Origin of the sequence: Bradyrhizobium sp. 164 (assembly GCF_023073715.1) — a bacterium.
GTDB lineage: Bacteria > Pseudomonadota > Alphaproteobacteria > Rhizobiales > Xanthobacteraceae > Bradyrhizobium.
This window is the reverse complement of the sequence record NZ_JADPKA010000029.1, coordinates 328,361-346,273: the sequence shown is the minus strand read 5'-3', so window position 1 is coordinate 346,273 and position 17,913 is coordinate 328,361. Positions and strand designations below refer to the sequence as shown.

The window sequence follows — 17,913 nt, the reverse complement described above, 5'->3', positions numbered from 1 at the left end:
CTTCAATCTCTCATTGCATGCGGCGCGCGGTCTTGGCATTCGGGTTCTTGGCGTTCAGGTTCTTGGCATTCAGGGCTTCGATCCTGTCCTGCCAGAATGCGCTCGCGGTGCCGAAAACGTTGTAGCCGACGTGGGTCGAGACCTTGATGCGGTCGAGGATCGACAGCTCGGTCACGGTCTCCATCCGGTTGCTGCGCGGATCGAACACGATCAGCTTCAGCGGGGTCTGTTCGAGGATGTAGCGCGACACGGCATGGGAGCGGTCGCTGCCGTGCTCCTCGCACATGATGACGCTGTCGGCCTGGAGCAGCCGGGCCCCGCCCTTGATCGCCTCGATCTCGACGCCCTCGACGTCGAGCTTGATCAGGTACTTGCCAGCGGCGGCAACCTTGCCATCGTCGATCAGGTCGTCGAGCGCGATGACAGGCACCTCCTCGCCGCCCGCGGAGGGATTGCCGGCGATGCTGAAGGCCTCGTGCTTGGTGCCGGATAGCCGCGCGGTGCCGCGGGCTGCGCCGATCGCGCACTTCATCGTCTCGAAGCGGTTGCCGTTGACGCGGGCGTTGTTGGCGAGCTTCGGATAGTTCTGGCCCGACGGCTCGATCGCGATCGCCTTGTGCGAACCGAACGGCCTGCTCGACACCAGCACCGACCAGTAGCCGTAATTGGCGCCGCAATCGAGCAGCGTGTAGTCGACGTCGACGGAGTCGGAAAACAACAGCTCGAGCTCGTCCTCGTAATTGTAGGAGCGGTTGAGCAGCTTGCTCCAATAACCGTCGCCGTAAGGAAATTCGAATACCGCGTCGGGATTGAGCCTGATCGCGATGTTGCGCTCGGGCAGCGTCTTCCGCAGCAGGTTCGCGCAGGCGATGTAGCCCATATGCGAAAAGTGCGACGAGATCTTCGATCCTGTAACTAGCGCCAAGGCAGCCGTCCGCTCCCACAGGTTGGCCCCTTCAAGGGCCCCCGAGGCACGGTCAAACTGAATTGGCGCCTGCGCCATCACCGATCGACCTCTCCGAACACGATGTCGAGGGAGCCGAGGATGGCCGAGACGTCGGCGAGCAGATGGCCGCGGCAGATGTGGTCCATGGCCTGGAGATGGGCAAAGCCCGGCGCGCGGATCTTGCACTTGTAGGGCTTGTTGGTGCCGTCGGAGACGAGATAGACGCCGAACTCGCCCTTCGGCGCCTCGACCGCAGCATAGACTTCGCCGGCCGGCACGTGGACGCCTTCGGTGTAGAGCTTGAAGTGGTGGATCAGCGCTTCCATCGAGCGCTTCATCTCGCCGCGGCGCGGCGGCGCGACCTTGTTGTCGGCGACGACGATGGGCCCCTTGCCATCGGGCGCGTTCAGCTTCTGGATGCACTGCTTCATGATGCGCACGGACTGGCGCATCTCTTCCATGCGGATCAGGTAGCGATCGTAGCAGTCGCCGTTCTTGCCGATTGGAATGTCGAAATCCATCTCGGCGTAGCATTCATAGGGCTGCGACTTGCGCAGGTCCCAGGCTGCACCCGAGCCGCGCACCATCACGCCCGAAAAGCCCCACTCCCAGGCTTCCTTGAGCGGCACGACGCCGATGTCGACGTTGCGCTGCTTGAAGATGCGGTTGGCGGTGAGCAGGCGATCGAGGTCGTCCACCACTTTCAGGAACGGATCGCACCAGGCCTCGATGTCGTCGACCAGCTTCTGCGGCAGGTCCTGGTGCACGCCGCCGACGCGGAAATAGGCGGCATGCATGCGGCTGCCCGAAGCGCGCTCGTAGAACACCATCAGCTTCTCGCGCTCTTCGAAACCCCACAGCGGCGGGGTCAGCGCGCCGACATCCATGGCCTGCGTGGTGACGTTGAGCAGATGCGACAGGATGCGGCCGATCTCGCAATAGAGCACGCGGATCAGCTGGCCGCGGCGCGGCACCTCGATGCCGAGCAGCTTTTCGGCAGCGAGGCAGAACGCGTGCTCCTGGTTCATCGGCGCGACGTAGTCGAGCCGGTCAAAATAAGGGATCGCCTGCAGGTAGGTCTTCTGCTCGATCAGCTTCTCGGTGCCGCGGTGAAGAAGGCCGATATGGGGATCGACGCGTTCGACAACTTCGCCGTCCAATTCGAGCACAAGACGCAACACGCCATGGGCCGCGGGATGCTGCGGTCCAAAATTGATGGTGAAGTTGCGGAGATTTTGCGGTTGCTCGTTCATGATCAGACCTTCGGCCCCGCTTTTTCGTCGCCCGGAAGGACCGGATAGTCCGCCCCCTCCCACGGCGAGAGAAAATCGAACTTGCGGAATTCCTGGTTGAGCCTGACAGGCTCGTAGACCACGCGCTTCTCCTGGTCGTCGTAGCGGACCTCGACGAAGCCGGTGAGCGGGAAATCCTTGCGCAGCGGATGCCCCTCGAAACCGTAATCGGTGAGGATGCGGCGCATGTCGGGATGGCCGACGAAGATCACGCCGTAGAGGTCATAGGCCTCACGCTCGAACCAGTCGGCGCCAGGGAACACATCGATCAGCGAGGGCACCTGGGTGGTCTCGTCGGCCTGGGCCCTGAGCCGGATCCGCGTGTTCAGCGTCGGCGACAGGAAGTGATAGATCACGTCGAAGCGCTTCTCGCGATCCGGATAGTCCACCGCCGTGATGTCGGTGAAGTTGACGAAGCGGCAGTTCGGATCGTCACGGAGGTACTTGACCACCTCGACAATCTTGCTCGCGTCGACGTCCACCGTGAGCTGGTTGAAGGCCACCGCGTGACCGGTGGCGGCGCCCGGCAGCGCGCTAACGATCGTCTGCCCCAGGGCGTCGAGCTTGGCGTCGTCCATGACGTAAAACCTTAGCGTTCGATGGTGCCGGTGCGGCGAATCTTCTTTTGAAGCAGCAGCACGCCATAGAGCAGCGCTTCCGCCGTGGGCGGGCAGCCCGGCACGTAGATGTCGATCGGCACGATGCGGTCGCAGCCGCGCACGACCGAGTAGGAATAGTGGTAGTACCCCCCGCCGTTGGCGCAGGAGCCCATCGAGATGACGTAGCGCGGCTCGGGCATCTGGTCGTAGACCTTGCGCAGCGCCGGGGCCATCTTGTTGGTCAGGGTGCCGGCGACGATCATCACGTCGGACTGGCGCGGCGAGGCGCGCGGCGCGAAGCCGAAGCGCTCGACGTCGTAACGCGGCATCGAGACTTGCATCATCTCGACCGCGCAGCATGCGAGACCGAAGGTCATCCACATCAAGGAGCCGGTGCGCGCCCAGGTGATGAGGTCGTCGGTCGCGGCCACGAAGAAGCCCTTGTCGGACAGTTCGGAATTGACCTCAAGGAAGAACGGATCATTGGCCCCGACCGGCTTGCCGGTCGACGGATCCAGTATGCCCTTGGAGGCCGGCGCAACAACCGGACCCGTGGACGATGCAGGGTTCAATCCCATTCGAGTGCTCCCTTCTTCCATTCATAGGCGAACCCGACCGTCAGCACGGCCAGGAACACCACCATGGACCAGAAGCCGGTCGCGCCAAGCTTGCCGAACGCCACCGCCCAGGGAAACAGGAACGCCACCTCGAGGTCGAAGATGATGAAGAGGATGGCGACCAGATAGAAGCGGACGTCGAACTTCATGCGGGCGTCGTCGAAGGCGTTGAAACCGCACTCATACGCCGACAGCTTTTCCGGGTCCGGCTGCTGAAACGCCACGATGAAGGGCGCGATCAGCAGCACGAGGCCGATGAGGCCCGCTACCCCTATAAAGACGACGAGTGGAAGATAGTTCTGTAGAATGCCGCTCATGACGAGCCCTTTTTCCCGCAGCCTCGGGACAGCCACGGATTCGTCCGATTTGGAATTATTCTGAGCCTTAGCGCAGTGCACCAATGGGCGCAAGACACGCTCTTTTCAGGCCCTTTGCCGCTCCCAGAACGGTGGAAATCCCGGAATCACCCCGCGCTGGTATGGAGCAGATCAGCCGACCCAGCAAGGGCGATCCCCGATCAGTCCAGGCGCGCTCGGCCGTGACGGCCACTAATTGGGAAGGCGCACCTTAATCTAGGCCGAGGCGCAGCAAAGTCCAGATTACAATCAGGACAGGGGCTCCCACCGCCCCCGAGGCCTGGCGATAGAGCGGCAGGCCGGTCGGGCAGAGCAGCAGAAAACGGTCGAGATCAGGCTGGTTCAGGTGTGGACCGCGGACCAGAGCCTGGCCGTGCGCGCCTTCACGATTGCCGCCGCTCGCCCGCGCCTACCACTTGTAGGAGACGCTGGCGGTCACGCGCCGGCGGTCGCCGTAGAAGCAGGACGTGGCCGACGCGCAGCTCGCGACGTACATCTTGTCGGTCACGTTGATCACGTTGAGCGCCGTCCGCCAGTTCTGCCATTCGTAGTGGACCGCGAGATCGCCGAGCACCACCGCGGGTACCTCGAGAGTGTTGGCAGTATCGGCCCAGGAGGAGCCGACGTAGCGCACACCGCCGCCGAACCCGAATCCTTCCAACGGTCCGTCCTTGAACGTGTAGTCGGCCCACCCCGAGACCAGGAGTTCAGGCGTGTTGGTCGGCGTCTTGCCGACCAGCGCCGGATCGAGATCCTTGCTGTTGAAGATATGATAGGCCGTGAAGGCGCCGATCAGCTTCAGCTCCCTTGTGGCATTGGCCACCGCTTCGAGCTCGATGCCGCGCGAGGTCACCTCGCCGGTCTGGTTCTGCAGCACCGGCACACTGCCCGGCAACGTCGTCGCGACATTTTGACGGACCAGATCGAAAGCTGAGACCGTGAAATAGCCGTCGAAGCCTTTTGGCGCGACCTTCACGCCGATTTCGGCCTGCTTGCCGGTCTCCGGCAGAAACAGCTGGTTCTGGGCGTTGAGGCCGATGATGGGATTGTAGCTCGTCGAATAGGAGACGTAGGGCGCGATGCCGTTGTCGAAATTATAAATCAGCCCGGCGCGGCCGCTGAACCTGCTGTCGTCGCGGCTGGCGACCATGACGCCCGTGTCGCGGGCGTCCTGCGTGGTCTCGACCCAGTCATTGCGGCCACTCAGCACCAGCGTGAAGTTGCCGAGCTTCATCTGGTCCTGGAGATAAGTGCCGGCCTGCTTCTGCGTGATCAGGAAGTTCCGGAACGGAGCGCTCGGTAATGGAACCTGGGCCGCCCCATAAACGGGATTGAAGACGTTGATCGCGGGCACGCCGAACCCGAAGGCCTGATAGTCGTCGATCTGGTAGCCCCTCAGATCGACCCCGAACAGCATGGTGTGCCCGACTGGGCCGGTGTTGAAACGGTACTCAAGCTGGTTGTCGAGATTGGCCTGATTGGCCGTGTTCTTCGCATACCAATTGTACCGATTGAGAGTGGCCGTGTTGACGTCGGCCCAACCGTTGCCGACATAGCCGCGGTATGTGATGTCCACATGTGCAAAGCGGGCGTTCTGACGGAATGTCAGGTCGTCGGTGAGATTGCGCTCGAACTGATAGCCGAGCATCTCCTGCTCGCGCGTGAACTTGTCGACGCTGGGATCGCCGATGAAGAAGCTGGTGGGAATCTTGCCGAACGAGGCGCTGGTCACTGTGCCCTGGTAAGGCAGGAAGTTGATGCCGCGGGTGTCCTGCTTCGAAGCCGAGGCCAGCACCGTCAAGGTCGTGTCGGCATCCGGCTTCCAGGTGACCGACGGGGCGATGAAGTAGTTGTTGTCGGGCGTGAAGTTGACCTGCGTGCCGCCATTCTGGACCTGGCCGAGCACGCGGGCGAACAGCTTGCCGTTCTCAGGGCTGGTGGCGACCGGTCCGCCCAAATCGAAGCGGACATAGGCGTTGCCGAAATTGTTGAAGCCGGCCTCGATGTAGCGGATCGGCTCGGCAGGCGGCATCTTGCTGATGACGTTGACGATGCCGCTCGGGCTCGATCCGCCATACAGCACGGCTGACGGACCGCGCAGCACCTCGACGCGCTCCATGTTGGGCGTCTGGAGCTTCCAGCTGGCATAGGACGTGTAGAACAGCTGCATGCCGTCGAGGAACAGTCCGATGTCCTCGGACTTAAAGCCGCGGATTAGCCACCAATCGTTGCGGGTATCCGCTCCAAAGGTCCCGGCGCGCACGCCGGCGGTGTAGCGCAGGACCTCGTCGAGCTTGTTCGGCTTCTGGTCGCGGATCTGCTCGGCACCGATCACGGAGACCGACTGCGGCGTCTCTATGATCGGCGTGTTGGTCTTGGTGCCCGACGAGCTGCGGCCGGCGACGTAGCCGTTCACCGGACCGAGCGGCGTTTCGACCACGCCGACATTGCGCTGCGGCTGCGGCTTGTTCCTGTTGGCGGTCTGCACCGACGAGCGCGGCGCACGGCGCTGAGGGGTCGCCGCGGCGCGGCGGCGCGCTTCAGGCGCCGTGACCGTCACCGACGGAATGTTCTGCGCGCCACTCTGCGCCGATGCTTGTGCGGGCGATGCCTGCGGCACCAAAACCCAAGCGGATGCGGTCGCCAACACGGCCGACCGCAGCATTCCAAGACTATTCAACGCGCCACCCCAAAGCTGCATGTTTTGATGCATCATGCCGCCAGTCCCCGCGGCGACATGCGCTTAGGAGGACGCTTATGGGAGGGCGCGCGAATTGCCTAATTGAAAGCTTCTTAGAAAAATTCTTAGAAGCACTTCAATATCTTGAAAACCGGAGATCTCAGCGCGAATTCTTCCCGTTCTCGAGCATCTCGGCGGCGGTCGCCGTGAGTTGATCAATCTGCCGCAGCAGTGCGTGGAACGGCTTCGCTCAAATGATCCAGCAGGCGCCGATTGCGTTGCTGCGCGCCGACGATCGCATCATGCGCGCGGGGGATGAAACCATTTTGCGGAACCCGCGAAACCATCCGGAAACAGAGAGTGCCTAGAAGAGGAGCCCATAGACGACGGCAAAGTCCGTCGGGAGGCTCAGATGAACCACTCAATTCACTCTGCTGATCGCGCGACCCACCTGAAGATCGTGGTGGTGGCGCTGGTTGCCGGCATTGCGGTGGCCGGGTTCGGGATTGCAGCCCGCACCCATGCCGATTACAGCCAGACTGCCCAGTCCACCCAAATCATCAAGGCCGGCAAGCCGGTGGTGGTGACCAGCGCGGGCGCGTCGCAGATTCGCTGAGACGCACTTGATCGGGCTGACCAATGGCCGCCGCCGGGCGGCCATTTTCGTTTTCCAGAGCAATGCTTAACCGAGATGCACCGGCGGAGCGCAACGTCCTTGACTTCACCATGTCCCCCCTTTAAGTCCCCCCACGTTCCGCACGCGTTCAGCGCGCCACGCGGGAGTAGCTCAGTTGGTTAGAGCGCCGGCCTGTCACGCCGGAGGTCGCGGGTTCGAGCCCCGTCTCTCGCGCCATTATTTCAATGGCTTAGCGGCATGGCCGCCCTTCAGTTTCAACTTTTCCCCGTCCCGAGTTTCAACTTTCTGAGCTTGTTCTGTTCTGAACCGAGCAACCTCCGGCCGATTTTGCGCGCCTCATCGGCTGCCCGAACCGCCGCGATGTTCACCGGCATATAGGTTTTCTGCAGCTTGCGGTTTTGGTCGATGCTGTTCGCCATTTTGGCGGCAATGGCCTCTACGGGCGCTCCTCCGGCATTCGCCTCGACCGCGCCGGTTCGGCGCATATCCATCAGCCGGCGCATCTCGCCCTTGCCGAATACCGCCCGGCGCAGGTCCGCAAAATCGTCGATCAGGGAGTCCTTGGTGTATGGAACCGGGAGGCGCGGCCGACCGCCCTTCCCCGTAGGCTTGAAACCCTTGGTCCGGAAAATGGGCGCATCGTCGTGCAGGTCGTAGTCCAAGCCAGCGACGTAGGCCTCCACGAGTCGCTGCGAGCGTGCTGTGAGCGTTCCTATCGCGGGTTCGCCCGTCTTGGCCCGGTCGCTGGTAAACGCCATGTCGGTGCCGCTGGTGACGGCCTGCGCGGGGGTAAGGGTGCGGACGTCGACCGGGGCAAAGCGGTATCCCAAGCTACGGCAATGACGCAGGCCAGCCCCCGGTAGCCGGCGCGCCACGCCGCCTTAACCAGGCGGACGACTTCACCCTCCTGCCACGTCTCGGTGCGGCCGGGCACGCCAGTCTTTCGGATGATCTGTGACGGGTCCGCCTCGGGCGTACAGAGCTTCATGCCGGCCAGGACGTTGTAGAGCGCCCTCCAGATCTTTAGCGCACGTCCGGCCTCGCCATCGCCCTTCGTCGTCTTGAGCCGTCCGTACCACCGGTCCAGCATTTCGAAAGTGACGGTCTTCGGATCGACGTCACCAAAAACAGGATCGATGTATTTCCAGCCGCGGTCCCAATCCTCGCGGGTGCGCGGCGGCTTTGACTTCCATTCGTTGCTGCGGCGGAAACGCTCAAAGCCGTCGCCCACGCTGCCGGTGGGATAGACGCGGGCGGGTGCCTTCTCCAACCCCTTGCGGGCGCGCTGGTAGCGCTCTTCCCATTCTCTTGCGATAGCCCAAGCATCTGGGCCGTCCTGCCCGCAAGACACGATCTGAAAGCCCATGGCGCGCATCTTCGCGGTAGGAAGCCAATAGCCATGCTTCCCTTTGCGCACAACGTAATGCTTGAGCTTAATGCTTGCCAAGGCTCGCCAGTCGCTCCTCAAATACGTCGCGAGCATCAACGGCCACACCAACCGCTGCACCGAGACCGGCACGTCGATCTAGCCAAGCATCAATCGCCAGCAGGTCATAGTGTCCAGTTACGGGGCATGCGGCGGGAAAGCCAATTCGCTGAAGTGCGGATAGTTTTGTGAGAAAGTCAGACTCGATCAGGTGTAGGCGTCGAGCGGCTTTCTGCGGCGGCACGAGGCGCGGGTCGACGGGAAAGCGAACGGAGCTTCCCCGAACGTTGTCGTTGGCGGGAATGGGCATAACACGCCCCTGAGAAATCGAATTGTTCGGCAAACCTCGCCGGCCGAGCCGACGCACAAGGGGGATGGTGAACCGCTGGCGCTTCGCTGCTGGGTTTCAGCAATCCAGTGGCCGGCGATTCACCACCGCGATTGATTATACCATACCGCTCAGGCCAGCTCAGGCGCGGCGCCCAGCTCAATGATCTCGTCATCCGAGGCCCGCGCTGACCACATCATGCGCGCGTATTGAATCCGCAGCGCGCCCTTTGGGTCCTGGCGCGCGGCCCATTTGTGGAGGTCGTCATTCGAGGACTCCCCGACACTCCAATAAAGACCGCCGTTCCGGACAATGGGATCGCTGCCTTGAGCACGTAGGCTCGTATAGTACGTGTATGCGCAAAAAGACGTGGATGGATCGATACCAGCGCTAGCCTTAAGATTTAGATTAGTCATTTATAACCCCAGTTCGTCCGGCTCATTTGACCGGCCCCGAAACTGTGTTAACACGGATTCTATGAAACGCCAACCCGTGATAACACGGAAAAAACGGGGGCCGCCCGCGACCGGCAAGGGCACGCTGGTTGGCGTTCGCCTGCAGCCTGACGACTTGTCAGCCGTTGACAACTGGATTGCAGAACAGGACAAAGCCTCTACCCGCCCTGAGGCTATTCGGACGCTGATGCGGCAGGCGCTGAAGGGGAAGCCGAGGGGCTAGAGCCGAGGTCGCAGATTGCGCGGAGCGGGCTAGCGGGTGTGCCGGCCTGGAAGTGATGGACCCAAATTAAAGAGGCTGCCAATTGAGGCAGCCTCCCGCTCAAGTTCCTTGGTACTCTCGAATTCCGTGGCTTTTAGCCTAACTAGGCAATCATGCGCACTTGGAGCGCAAACGCTTCTTCGTTGTGCTTGCGATCCTCTTCAGCTCGCCTCTTAAGTTCGGCAAGCCGCTTGGCATGGCGCGATTGGACTGGAGTCGCGGCAAAGCCTTTGGCGGTCGCACGCTTCGCGCCAAGCTTGGCAATTGCTATGATCTGCTCGCGAGTCATGACCGACTCCTATCTGCTCCTAGTAAACGTCATGTTGACACACCTACCGCCCGGCTCAAAGCGGGATTTTAGCCCCTCCGGTAGAGCCAATAGTTCACTCCCTCCAAGTCTTGGAACTTTGTTTCGACTAAAAAACCATTATCTATCAATACGTTAGTTATCATCTCGTACTTTTCAAGGGCAGCCGCAGGCAAGTTCCGATAATAAGTTTCCATAGTAATTTTCTCGTCAGTGCAGGCTCGGGCCAACATCGAAACGCTTGCAGAGAGCAAGATCCTAACTTCTTCGCGTGCGTACGAAGGGACACACTCAAGCACCGACTCCCGTGAAAAGTCGAGACCTGTGACTTTCCACTCCTTCTCGATGTGGCGACGCCGTATCCCAAACCGGAGATCTGAAACGCCGTCGATCGATGGGCCTAACGTGACTGAGAAGAGGATCACCTCTTCCTGCTCCAGGTCGTACCCAAGTGCGAATTCAACTACACTGGTTCCCAAGTTGTCGACGAAAACGTCGGACAATTCGGAATCCAAATCATAGACATAGGCCATTCGAGCGCTTCCCCAGCCCACCCTAATAGTTGGATTAGCCGGATCGCGCTAGGCTCAGTTCATCACCGGGCACGGCCCAGGCGGAGCCTGCTGCGTCGCCTCTGCCGCAAAGAATGACGCCACGGATAGCGGCTCGCCGCCACTTGCCCACCGTTGTCTGTGAAAAGGTCGAACAACCACGGCGCGAGTGACAACGCGCTGTTGCGCCGACTCTGTTCTACGTGTGTTCTTCAGGGTGCGACGCGAAATGATTCGGGTCGCGAACCGCGCCCGGGCCTTTTCTTGGGGAATCGGGAAACCGGGCGCTCTCGCAATGGAGAACTATCGATGTCACTTTACGATGCTTTGATCAATCCCCCTTTTACGGAAAATCGCTCTCTGCAAGACTGGCAGTGGAAGTTCGAGTTTCAGCGATACCCGATTGATGCCAAGCCTTATGGCCGCGACTGCGTGTATGCTTTCGTCTCGTCTTACGGCTTTGTACACTACGTCGGCAGAGCCGATGATCTCGCCACTCGGATCGGATCTCATGATCGTATCAAGGAAGCCAAGCGCGATGGCGCGACCGAGCTATGGGTCCACCGTACCGACCACATAGCAAGGTGCATTTTCACGAGGTGGAGCAACGGCTCATCCGAGCATTGTGTCCGCCCTTGAACAAGCAGCACAACTCGCTTGCAAGCCTTGGCGGCCTTCTGGGCCTGTCGGCTGGCACTAAACCAGAGGCGCCTTTCGGGCTGCTCAATGGCCTGAAGTTCTGAGTCTCGCAGCGATTTTCAAATAAGTCTTCGGGCGGGCTTTGGTTGGCCTCGCCCGAAGATCGTCCCTCGTTGATCGCTAAACCGCAGCAAAATGAAGCGCCCGATTGATCACCTTCGCGACTCCGCGATGTCCATGGACGTGGGACCGTCCGGAGGGCACATTACAGGAATGGTTAAGATCGGCGAGCGTCTTCACACCGTGAAGACTGACTCGATCTACCGGATTATGCTAGCCGACGAAATTGATCCTGATCGCACCAATATCAATGTGCCAAACTCGCAACAGAAGGTTCTGGACTACGGCTCAGACTCGCCGTTGGTGGCCAAAACGCTGCTGACCGGCAAGCAGCTTTTTGAGAAGGGCTTCCTAGGTCCCAACTTCGAGTCTACGAAGGCAATCGAGCTAAGCTTCGAATGTTTGAAGAATTTGGCTGCGATGTCCGACCTTGCAACGGATTTCAGCAGGCAGGACGATAACGAAGAGAGACGGCTTGCAGAGTTGCAGATCAAAGGCCGTTCTATAACGCTCCCATCGGCGTCCAACCTAGAGCCTCGCTGCAAAGAGTTCATTCAACGCGCCGATCATGCGCTCCAAGCACTCTTTGCAATTGCTTCTATGTTCTACGGCAGCAAGTTAAAGGGGTGGTTTGAAGGCCTCGCGGAAGAAGTATCGCGGAAACACAAGGGCGACAGCCAATACATTGGGCTGACGTCAGACGTGGCGAATTTCTGCAAATCAATTAGGATCACTCGCAACTGCGTCGAACACAGGAAACCAAACGAGCGGATCGAAGTTTCCGACTACTCCCTAACGCCGAATAACGAGGTGGCTCCTCCCACAATTGCCGTGCACCATCCCAAGTTTAATCAACCACCAATACCGGTTTCCGCCTACACGTCGCAGGTCACCGAGCATATCGCCGATACGTTCGAGATTCTGATTGCGTTCTTGTGTTCGAGAAATATTGATGCATCGGTGACGATTCCTATCCAAGTGGTCGAGCTGCCCGAAAATCAACGCAGCAATAAGCTTGTGAAGTATTCTTACGGTATGAATGGTGGGAATCAGATTATCCCACCGTGACGTGCTTACACGGACCCGGCCCGGATAGAATTAGGAACCTGAACATGCCCATGAAACCGCCCGATCCCCTGGCTGGTCTGAGCGCATCTATGCAGCGAGCGACGGAAACGATGCACAAGAGGCACAATCCGGCCGGCCACATGCTTGGACGCTTGCAAACTCTCATTGCCAACTTTCAATCAAAGATGTCCGAGGAATCCGAGATAGGAGTTACCGTTGTCGGGGGTGGCAGCGATGGGTCCTTCCATCTCCGTCAGATAAGGGCTTCTGATCCAGACATGCTGATTTTCAGCGGCATTGATGAAAGAGGGCGCAACGTCCAGTTATTGCAGCATCACAGCCAAATGTCCGTGATGCTCATTGAAATGCCTAAGATCGAGGAAAAGCCTTATCGAATCGGCTTCTGATAGCTTCAACCGAACATAAGATGCGCGGGTCCCAGAGACTCAAGGTTGCGGCTTTCAACCGTCATCAGAACACCCGCCCGCGTTTTCGCACTCCTCGCCTCAGCCGCGGCCCGCACGCGCAACTCGATCCTGAGCTGAGCGAGCAGCAGCGCGCTCCGCCCGCCACGCCGACCAATCAATCGGTACTGGTTCAATCCTTGAGCCGGGTTGATCTTCAGGCCATACGTGCACGAGGCGCTGCACGACGCCGCTCGCAGTGATCGTCGTCAATACGGCATGGCCGCCGACAACGTGACGCCCATCGAAGCGTTTGCGACGCTGAATCTCCATACAGTGAAGGAGATACGATTCAGGATCGACCTTCTCCAAGTCGGCAATCAAGTCATAGTCCGCCGCTTGAAACTCCTCTAGCGACGGCGGGGGCATCGAAATGATCGGTAATTCTGTCAAACTCGCCGCAACGTGCTTTTCCTCAAACTCAGCGCTCTGTCTGACCAACAAAGCTTTTGGTGTGCCGGCCGTCTCTAATTCAATAGAATAGATCGCTGGCCGATCTTCTTTTTCATGCCAACCAGCCAGCACAACGCAAGATGCCGCATCTCCGTTGCGGTACTCGCGCGCGTAGCGCTGGAAATGATGAGTGATCTGAAGCTCAGCGGTTTTGATCAAATTGTCAAATGACTTGTAAGCGAGACGACCGGATAGCCATTCGCCGAACTGCGCCGGACCAGTCGCAGCCACGACAGCATTCAACCGGTACAGGCGATGAGCCTTATTGAGATTGACATCATCCGGGATGCCTTTGAAATATGAAAGTCACGTCCGTCAGCAGGAATGCCGCATTACTTCGAACAAAACCATTTATTGCGCTCATATCCGGACCTCCAATCTAGTGCGCGCCGCCACCATGGCTGTCGCGCCCTTACCCACTGCCACGGTGTCCGCGATCGACCTAGCCGTGTGCTTTATGATGGATTCGGTCGCGCGATCGTAAGCGTTCGCGCCACCATCACCACCGCGTGTCGGGAGTTTTGCAGCATTAGGATCATCTTTGTTGGCAGCGGCCGGTCGGGACGATGGTAGTGGAACGCCGCCTGGAAACTCGACCTTGGACTGCTGCTCGGCCGCAGCTTGCAACATGTCGCGAGCAAGTTGCGCTTTCGCGCGGATTAACTCAAGGGCAGCTGCGATCTCAAGATTCTCGGGTTTGCCCGAAGCGTTTAGATGTTCGATCGCGCGCGTGACTTGGTCGACATCTTGCGGCAGGCCGCGCAAGTCCTTTTGGAAGATGTCCGCTGCATCAGCCCATCTATTGAACACATCCTGGCCGCTACCAGGCTGAATGTTCTGCGAGGCAAGCGCAGTCTTCACAAGGTCGTTGGCTTTATCAATCAAATCATCTAACCAACCGCCAATATCGGCAGCAGTTGATTTGAACTGCGCAGCAAGTTGTGCAGAGAACTGCTTCCACGCTCGATCGAACGCGGCAGCCTTGGCAACGGTCGCGCCGTCGATGACCGCACCAGCCGCCTCTGCCCCCTGCGCAATATCCTCAAACGACTTACTGCCGTTGCGAAGCGCCTCAACCCAGCTTTCTGAAAGGCCGAGCATCTGCGCGGCCTTCGTTTTTTCCGGCATTGAGCCGAACTTGTTAATCAGATCGCCAGCCACCACCAAAAGCTGGTTGAGGCTGATAACTTGCCCGTTGCGGTCCTTGTACTTGATGTTGTTGGCATCAAGCAGTTTCGTCAGAGAGTTTTCGTTTTCCTTGGCATCTGCGAGTAACGAAGCAACCTTGCGCAAGTCGGTGACCGCGTCCGCCGAAGAGACGCCGCCCTGCCCAGCCGCGAAATGGATCTGCTGGAATCGCTCGGCAGTCAGGCCGGTAAACTCTGCGTTCTTCTGTAGGTCGGCCAGCTCGCTGTTGACCTTGGTGAGCGCAGCGAGCAGCCCACCCACAAGGCCAGTAACGCCAGCAGCGGCAACTCCGAGCGACGCAAACCCTCCGGCAGTTGGGTTGATGCTCGCAAACGACTGCTCAATCCGATTTACGGCGCTATCCGCCATATCGCCGGCTTGGTTCAGGTCGCTTTGGAATTGATCCAACTTCGCGCCGAGTTGGACGACTAAATCGTTTGCCATTGGTATCCTGTCGGTGAGTACGCGCATGCTCGCGCGGGGTTGCGCACTACGAGCGCAATTCTGTGCCGTCCCTCGGACGGATATTGACCACTGGAATATTGACGATCAGGAGCGCATATAGCGTAGATGGCCAAATTTACCGCGATGCTTGAAGTGAGGCTGATCGCCCTTCTCCCGCAGAAGTGGGAATGGCAAGTGTGGAAGGACGACACACTGCTGATGAGCGGCCACGAGACTTCGCGCGAAACAGCCCAGATCGAGGGAAATAGCGCCCTGTTTTACCTACTTCGCTCACCGAACTGACAATTCGAAGCGCCTCAACCGAATTAGGTCGACTCCCTACTGAAAAGGGTGTCTAGTCGCTTCATCACCGCTCGGCCCACGGCTTCTATCGGTGACGAGACCGCCAATTGCGCTCCCGCCCAATCGAGCAGGGAGCATTGTGATGCGACATCATTTCAAGCCATCATCTACATCATTTGAATACCGTCTAGATCGAGAGGCGACCAGCTTGCGCAAGCAGGCTGAAGGAATGCCCACCAGCGTTCGGCGCGACGAGCTACTGCGGAAGGCGCGGCAGATCGATGTTGCCATTGAAATCAACGCGTGGGTGACCTCTCCTGGTCTGCAAGCGCCAACGTAATTTCCAGGCTCAAGCCACCGGATTGAAACCGCTAGCAGGCGCTGACATGCGATCGATTAGAAGATCTTTCGGCTCCTACAATCACAAACTGGAAAACGTGCTGCTTGTTGCGTTGCTGATTGTGACGACTGCTCTGTTCATAGTCTAAACTGCCCGGCTCCTATGCCGTTCCGGTCATGTTGTTATTCTTCGATAAGGTGCGCATTTCTTTCTAAAGCGTTTTCACAGTGGCTTTTGTGTCGGGGTGCTCATGCTTATTTCTCGCGCGACCCTTCTCGCCCAACGTCTTAGCGAACTCTGTTCTGAACTTTCGGAATTGGAGAGCCTTCGGCTTCAGATCAAAGAAGCCGAGAGACGCGTCCGCAGTTCTCCCGTATCCCGGCCGGCTCAGTGCAATTTGGTCAGCGCGCGTGCCGCGCCTCTGCTCCGACGATAGCGAGCGCCTTGATGCATAGAGGCTGTGCCGCGGCAGCGTTTACCCATCACTGACATGGAAAACGCCGCGAATCCTCTGGACGGGTGCTTCAAAGCCCTGAGCAAGTGGAAGAGATTCCCGGTTGGCCGCGCCGGTGCTACGCTTCCAGCCCATGAATTGGCACAGGGCGTATTTCTTAGCGTCGTTAGTCTGGCTGGCCATGGTCGCCGCCGCGCTTCTTTATTACTTGCTTTTCGCCGCTTGACCGCGCCCGGCAAGTCCGCGTGTGTAGTTCCAGAATTAACTCGGACCGCGCCCATCAAGCTTAACGGCGGAATGATCGCGCGAGCGCAGGTTGTAGCCGCTGGGCTGCAAGCATGGCGAAACGCAACCGTCAGAAAAGCAAGCCGGCACCGGCGCCGTTCGATCCGAAGATTGCGGCTCGATGGGCAGAAATCCTTCGCTTGCGAGAGCAGATCAAGAAGGCGATCGCGAAACGCAAAAAGAAGAGCAGACGGCCGCACTGACCGTCCCTGAGGGAGCGACCGATCGAGAATAGATCAGACTCGTCTCGCGGTTTATGCTATCGAAGCCAATGAGAGCAATTGTAGTCACGGGTTTGGTCCTGATCTGGGCCACGTCGGTCGCAGCCCAAACAACCGCGCGACAACAGGTCCAGCACGAGGTGATCTCACCGCCGGCTGCTGCACGAATGACAATGAGCTTCTCGTTTCTCAGATCAGAGCGCTGCATTAGCCTCTTCGACAATCCAGAACTCCGGCTTAAAGATGTTCCGCAAGGAGCGGCTTCAATCCTTGTGCTCTTTTCCCAGGCCGATCGAGAATATGGCGGCCAGGAAGTTCCCTTGCCTAAGAATGGCATCCTTCCCGCTGGCGCTCTTCGCACGTTCGCGCCTTGCAATCCCGGCGTCTACCAGTATGAGGTGACGGTCAAGTCGGCCGCTGGCGAAATACTAGCAAAGGCGCGGCAATCACGTTCATTCCCAGACGATCAGGAGTGGAAAGCGCCTCGTTAGCTAGCACATCCGTCTTGCTCGGATCGACCAAGTGGCCGTTGGCGCCGTACCGGTAAAGACGGATTGCGCATTGAGGTAGAACGGCGTGGTGGCGTTGGTCATGCGTCGGCGCGACGGCTTCATCGACGGAAAGATGTTGTTGATGTCCATCTGCCAATGCGCACATGGTGAGTGCTCGTCTCTGCTTTGATGCAATCATTTGATCTCATCCGGCCACCGCTTCAGCACTTTGATTTGGATACCATCAGCATCGATTTGCGTATGCTGCGCGAAGCCGCCGACAAGTCCGCCAACCGTCGCGCTGCCGAATGTACCTTCGGCGGCTCGGTTAAATCTTGCGGCATGCTGCTTCTCTAGCAACCGCAGTCCATCATCAGGAAAATGCATTCCCGATGAACCATCTACGCTAGGCCTGATGTACAGCTCGACTGCGGCTCCTTTGAAAAAGCCGTGGTCAAAATGGCATTCCGTGACGAAGATCGATGGACCGACATTTTCGGACCAACCCGCCAGGACGACGTCGCACCGGCCGGTCATGTTAAGGCCGACTGCCTTCGCCCGAGTGGAGCACGCCTTAACCAGATCCGGCATTGCATCTGCAAGCGAACGATAATCGGCGAAGTGATTTTCCATCAGAAGTCCCGAAAGCAGATGCGGCACCGTCGACATTCCGGTGACCGCAAAAATTGCGTTGTGCTCCGGAATCGTGTGGACTTTGGTTCCCACGCCGCAAAGTTTAGCAGACATCGGGTCGTGCCAGGCGCCATCGGAAAAGACGTGAATCGAGTCTGAAGACTTGAAAGCCGAAATCGCAGTCATTTGTCCACGCCCTCGTCATCATCAGACCCTTCGTCAATCACCACGATTTCAGCTTCGTCGATGAAGGTGCTAGTGATGCTGAAAGTCGCGAGAACTGCGGTCGCGATAGCCGTAAAAATTGGCATTGAGATCTCCGTTCTGGGATTTTGTGGTCGGCTGCATGATTAA

The 17,913-nt window shown here is 59.0% G+C and carries 21 protein-coding genes and 1 tRNA gene; 7 read left to right on the top strand and 15 right to left on the bottom strand.

Annotation, left to right across the window (positions count from 1 at the left end):
• Window positions 1-10 precede the first annotated feature (10 nt).
• The 6 genes from IVB01_RS12870 to IVB01_RS12845 all read right to left on the bottom strand — a co-directional run bounded on the left by IVB01_RS12870 (window position 11) and on the right by IVB01_RS12845 (window position 6,475).
• Window positions 11-1,003: an FkbM family methyltransferase gene (locus IVB01_RS12870; RefSeq protein ID WP_247277159.1), complete on the bottom strand. Its 993-nt coding sequence runs from the start codon at window positions 1,001-1,003 to the stop codon at window positions 11-13.
• Window positions 1,003-2,199 carry an NADH-quinone oxidoreductase subunit D gene (locus IVB01_RS12865; protein WP_247277158.1) on the bottom strand — a complete coding sequence of 399 codons (1,197 nt, stop codon included), beginning with the start codon at window positions 2,197-2,199 and terminating at the stop codon, window positions 1,003-1,005. The genes IVB01_RS12870 and IVB01_RS12865 overlap by 1 nt, the downstream gene beginning before the upstream one ends.
• A 2-nt stretch (window positions 2,200-2,201) precedes the next feature.
• Entirely contained in the window at window positions 2,202-2,816 is a 615-nt protein-coding gene (locus IVB01_RS12860; RefSeq protein ID WP_247277157.1) for an NADH-quinone oxidoreductase subunit C, read from the bottom strand.
• An 11-nt stretch (window positions 2,817-2,827) separates the two neighbouring features.
• Entirely contained in the window at window positions 2,828-3,415 is a 588-nt protein-coding gene (locus IVB01_RS12855; protein ID WP_247277156.1) for an NADH-quinone oxidoreductase subunit B, read from the bottom strand.
• Entirely contained in the window at window positions 3,406-3,771 is a 366-nt protein-coding gene (locus tag IVB01_RS12850; protein ID WP_008136158.1) for an NADH-quinone oxidoreductase subunit A, read from the bottom strand. The genes IVB01_RS12855 and IVB01_RS12850 overlap by 10 nt, the downstream gene beginning before the upstream one ends.
• A 448-nt stretch (window positions 3,772-4,219) precedes the next feature.
• Complete coding sequence (locus IVB01_RS12845; RefSeq protein ID WP_247494596.1) at window positions 4,220-6,475, bottom strand: TonB-dependent siderophore receptor; 2,256 nt, start codon at window positions 6,473-6,475, stop codon at window positions 4,220-4,222.
• A gap of 427 nt (window positions 6,476-6,902) precedes the next feature.
• Between IVB01_RS12845 and IVB01_RS12840 the strand changes: the two genes are divergently transcribed.
• Together IVB01_RS12840 and IVB01_RS12835 are read left to right on the top strand one after the other, a co-directional pair.
• Window positions 6,903-7,106, top strand: coding sequence for a hypothetical protein (locus IVB01_RS12840; RefSeq protein WP_247277155.1), 204 nt, complete (start codon window positions 6,903-6,905; stop codon window positions 7,104-7,106).
• Between the two features lie 160 nt (window positions 7,107-7,266).
• A tRNA-Asp gene (locus IVB01_RS12835) sits at window positions 7,267-7,343 on the top strand.
• A gap of 38 nt (window positions 7,344-7,381) precedes the next feature.
• Here the strand turns inward: IVB01_RS12835 and IVB01_RS12830 are convergent.
• The 4 genes from IVB01_RS12830 to IVB01_RS12815 form a co-directional block, all read right to left on the bottom strand.
• On the bottom strand, window positions 7,382-7,789 hold the full coding sequence (locus IVB01_RS12830; RefSeq protein ID WP_247494588.1) for a hypothetical protein: 408 nt from the start codon (window positions 7,787-7,789) through the stop codon (window positions 7,382-7,384).
• A gap of 50 nt (window positions 7,790-7,839) precedes the next feature.
• A complete protein-coding gene (locus IVB01_RS12825) occupies window positions 7,840-8,646 on the bottom strand; it encodes a hypothetical protein (RefSeq protein WP_247494587.1) in 807 nt (268 codons plus the stop codon).
• Window positions 8,647-9,701: 1,055 nt separating this feature from the next.
• Window positions 9,702-9,887: a hypothetical protein gene (locus IVB01_RS12820; RefSeq protein WP_247277153.1), complete on the bottom strand. Its 186-nt coding sequence runs from the start codon at window positions 9,885-9,887 to the stop codon at window positions 9,702-9,704.
• 68 nt (window positions 9,888-9,955) lie between these two features.
• The gene (locus IVB01_RS12815; RefSeq protein ID WP_247277152.1) at window positions 9,956-10,438 is read right to left on the bottom strand and encodes a hypothetical protein; all 483 of its coding nucleotides are present in this window, start codon (window positions 10,436-10,438) and stop codon (window positions 9,956-9,958) included.
• 327 nt (window positions 10,439-10,765) lie between these two features.
• On the opposite strand from IVB01_RS12815, the gene IVB01_RS12810 reads away from it, so the two are divergent.
• From IVB01_RS12810 to IVB01_RS12800, 3 genes are all read left to right on the top strand, one after another.
• Window positions 10,766-11,095, top strand: a complete 330-nt coding sequence (locus tag IVB01_RS12810) for a hypothetical protein (RefSeq protein ID WP_247494586.1) — start codon at window positions 10,766-10,768, stop codon at window positions 11,093-11,095.
• A gap of 231 nt (window positions 11,096-11,326) precedes the next feature.
• Window positions 11,327-12,283 (top strand): hypothetical protein, encoded by a 957-nt coding sequence (locus tag IVB01_RS12805; protein ID WP_247277150.1) that lies wholly within the window; start codon window positions 11,327-11,329, stop codon window positions 12,281-12,283.
• 44 nt (window positions 12,284-12,327) lie between these two features.
• The gene (locus IVB01_RS12800) at window positions 12,328-12,690 is read left to right on the top strand and encodes a hypothetical protein (protein ID WP_247277149.1); all 363 of its coding nucleotides are present in this window, start codon (window positions 12,328-12,330) and stop codon (window positions 12,688-12,690) included.
• A 99-nt stretch (window positions 12,691-12,789) separates the two neighbouring features.
• Here IVB01_RS12800 and IVB01_RS12795 read toward each other — a convergent pair whose 3' ends face one another.
• Together IVB01_RS12795 and IVB01_RS12790 are read right to left on the bottom strand one after the other, a co-directional pair.
• On the bottom strand, window positions 12,790-13,431 hold the full coding sequence (locus tag IVB01_RS12795) for a hypothetical protein (protein WP_247277148.1): 642 nt from the start codon (window positions 13,429-13,431) through the stop codon (window positions 12,790-12,792).
• A gap of 129 nt (window positions 13,432-13,560) precedes the next feature.
• Window positions 13,561-14,832: a hypothetical protein gene (locus IVB01_RS12790; protein ID WP_247494585.1), complete on the bottom strand. Its 1,272-nt coding sequence runs from the start codon at window positions 14,830-14,832 to the stop codon at window positions 13,561-13,563.
• 126 nt (window positions 14,833-14,958) lie between these two features.
• Here IVB01_RS12790 and IVB01_RS12785 point away from each other — a divergent pair, with 126 nt between their 5' ends.
• Window positions 14,959-15,135, top strand: a complete 177-nt coding sequence (locus tag IVB01_RS12785; RefSeq protein WP_247277146.1) for a hypothetical protein — start codon at window positions 14,959-14,961, stop codon at window positions 15,133-15,135.
• A gap of 142 nt (window positions 15,136-15,277) precedes the next feature.
• The gene (locus IVB01_RS12780) at window positions 15,278-15,475 is read left to right on the top strand and encodes a hypothetical protein (RefSeq protein WP_247277145.1); all 198 of its coding nucleotides are present in this window, start codon (window positions 15,278-15,280) and stop codon (window positions 15,473-15,475) included.
• A gap of 1,365 nt (window positions 15,476-16,840) precedes the next feature.
• On the opposite strand, the gene IVB01_RS12775 is transcribed toward IVB01_RS12780, so the two are convergent.
• Genes IVB01_RS12775 through IVB01_RS35455 form a run of 3 tightly spaced genes read right to left on the bottom strand, consistent with a single transcriptional unit; the run spans window position 16,841 to window position 17,870 of the window.
• A complete protein-coding gene (locus IVB01_RS12775; protein ID WP_247277144.1) occupies window positions 16,841-17,125 on the bottom strand; it encodes a hypothetical protein in 285 nt (94 codons plus the stop codon).
• Window positions 17,122-17,745 carry a hypothetical protein gene (locus IVB01_RS12770; RefSeq protein WP_247494584.1) on the bottom strand — a complete coding sequence of 208 codons (624 nt, stop codon included), beginning with the start codon at window positions 17,743-17,745 and terminating at the stop codon, window positions 17,122-17,124. The genes IVB01_RS12775 and IVB01_RS12770 overlap by 4 nt, the downstream gene beginning before the upstream one ends.
• Window positions 17,742-17,870 carry a hypothetical protein gene (locus tag IVB01_RS35455; protein WP_256464556.1) on the bottom strand — a complete coding sequence of 43 codons (129 nt, stop codon included), beginning with the start codon at window positions 17,868-17,870 and terminating at the stop codon, window positions 17,742-17,744. The genes IVB01_RS12770 and IVB01_RS35455 overlap by 4 nt, the downstream gene beginning before the upstream one ends.
• Between the last annotated feature and the right edge of the window lie 43 nt (window positions 17,871-17,913).

Bases quoted from the DNA above. Each gene is read 5' to 3' on its own strand.
- IVB01_RS12870 (WP_247277159.1), bottom strand. From the start codon at position 1,003: ATGGCGCAGGCGCCAATTCAGTTTGACCGTGCCTCGGGGGCCCTTGAA.
- IVB01_RS12865 (WP_247277158.1), bottom strand. From the start codon at position 2,199: ATGAACGAGCAACCGCAAAATCTCCGCAACTTCACCATCAATTTTGGA.
- IVB01_RS12860 (WP_247277157.1), bottom strand. From the start codon at position 2,816: ATGGACGACGCCAAGCTCGACGCCCTGGGGCAGACGATCGTTAGCGCG.
- IVB01_RS12855 (WP_247277156.1), bottom strand. From the start codon at position 3,415: ATGGGATTGAACCCTGCATCGTCCACGGGTCCGGTTGTTGCGCCGGCC.
- IVB01_RS12850 (WP_008136158.1), bottom strand. From the start codon at position 3,771: ATGAGCGGCATTCTACAGAACTATCTTCCACTCGTCGTCTTTATAGGG.
- IVB01_RS12845 (WP_247494596.1), bottom strand. From the start codon at position 6,475: ATGCTGCGGTCGGCCGTGTTGGCGACCGCATCCGCTTGGGTTTTGGTG.
- IVB01_RS12840 (WP_247277155.1), top strand. From the start codon at position 6,903: ATGAACCACTCAATTCACTCTGCTGATCGCGCGACCCACCTGAAGATC.
- IVB01_RS12820 (WP_247277153.1), bottom strand. From the start codon at position 9,887: ATGACTCGCGAGCAGATCATAGCAATTGCCAAGCTTGGCGCGAAGCGT.
- IVB01_RS12815 (WP_247277152.1), bottom strand. From the start codon at position 10,438: ATGGCCTATGTCTATGATTTGGATTCCGAATTGTCCGACGTTTTCGTC.
- IVB01_RS12810 (WP_247494586.1), top strand. From the start codon at position 10,766: ATGTCACTTTACGATGCTTTGATCAATCCCCCTTTTACGGAAAATCGC.
- IVB01_RS12805 (WP_247277150.1), top strand. From the start codon at position 11,327: ATGTCCATGGACGTGGGACCGTCCGGAGGGCACATTACAGGAATGGTT.
- IVB01_RS12800 (WP_247277149.1), top strand. From the start codon at position 12,328: ATGCCCATGAAACCGCCCGATCCCCTGGCTGGTCTGAGCGCATCTATG.
- IVB01_RS12790 (WP_247494585.1), bottom strand. From the start codon at position 14,832: ATGGCAAACGATTTAGTCGTCCAACTCGGCGCGAAGTTGGATCAATTC.
- IVB01_RS12785 (WP_247277146.1), top strand. From the start codon at position 14,959: ATGGCCAAATTTACCGCGATGCTTGAAGTGAGGCTGATCGCCCTTCTC.
- IVB01_RS12780 (WP_247277145.1), top strand. From the start codon at position 15,278: ATGCGACATCATTTCAAGCCATCATCTACATCATTTGAATACCGTCTA.
- IVB01_RS12775 (WP_247277144.1), bottom strand. From the start codon at position 17,125: ATGATTGCATCAAAGCAGAGACGAGCACTCACCATGTGCGCATTGGCA.
- IVB01_RS12770 (WP_247494584.1), bottom strand. From the start codon at position 17,745: ATGACTGCGATTTCGGCTTTCAAGTCTTCAGACTCGATTCACGTCTTT.
- IVB01_RS35455 (WP_256464556.1), bottom strand. From the start codon at position 17,870: ATGCCAATTTTTACGGCTATCGCGACCGCAGTTCTCGCGACTTTCAGC.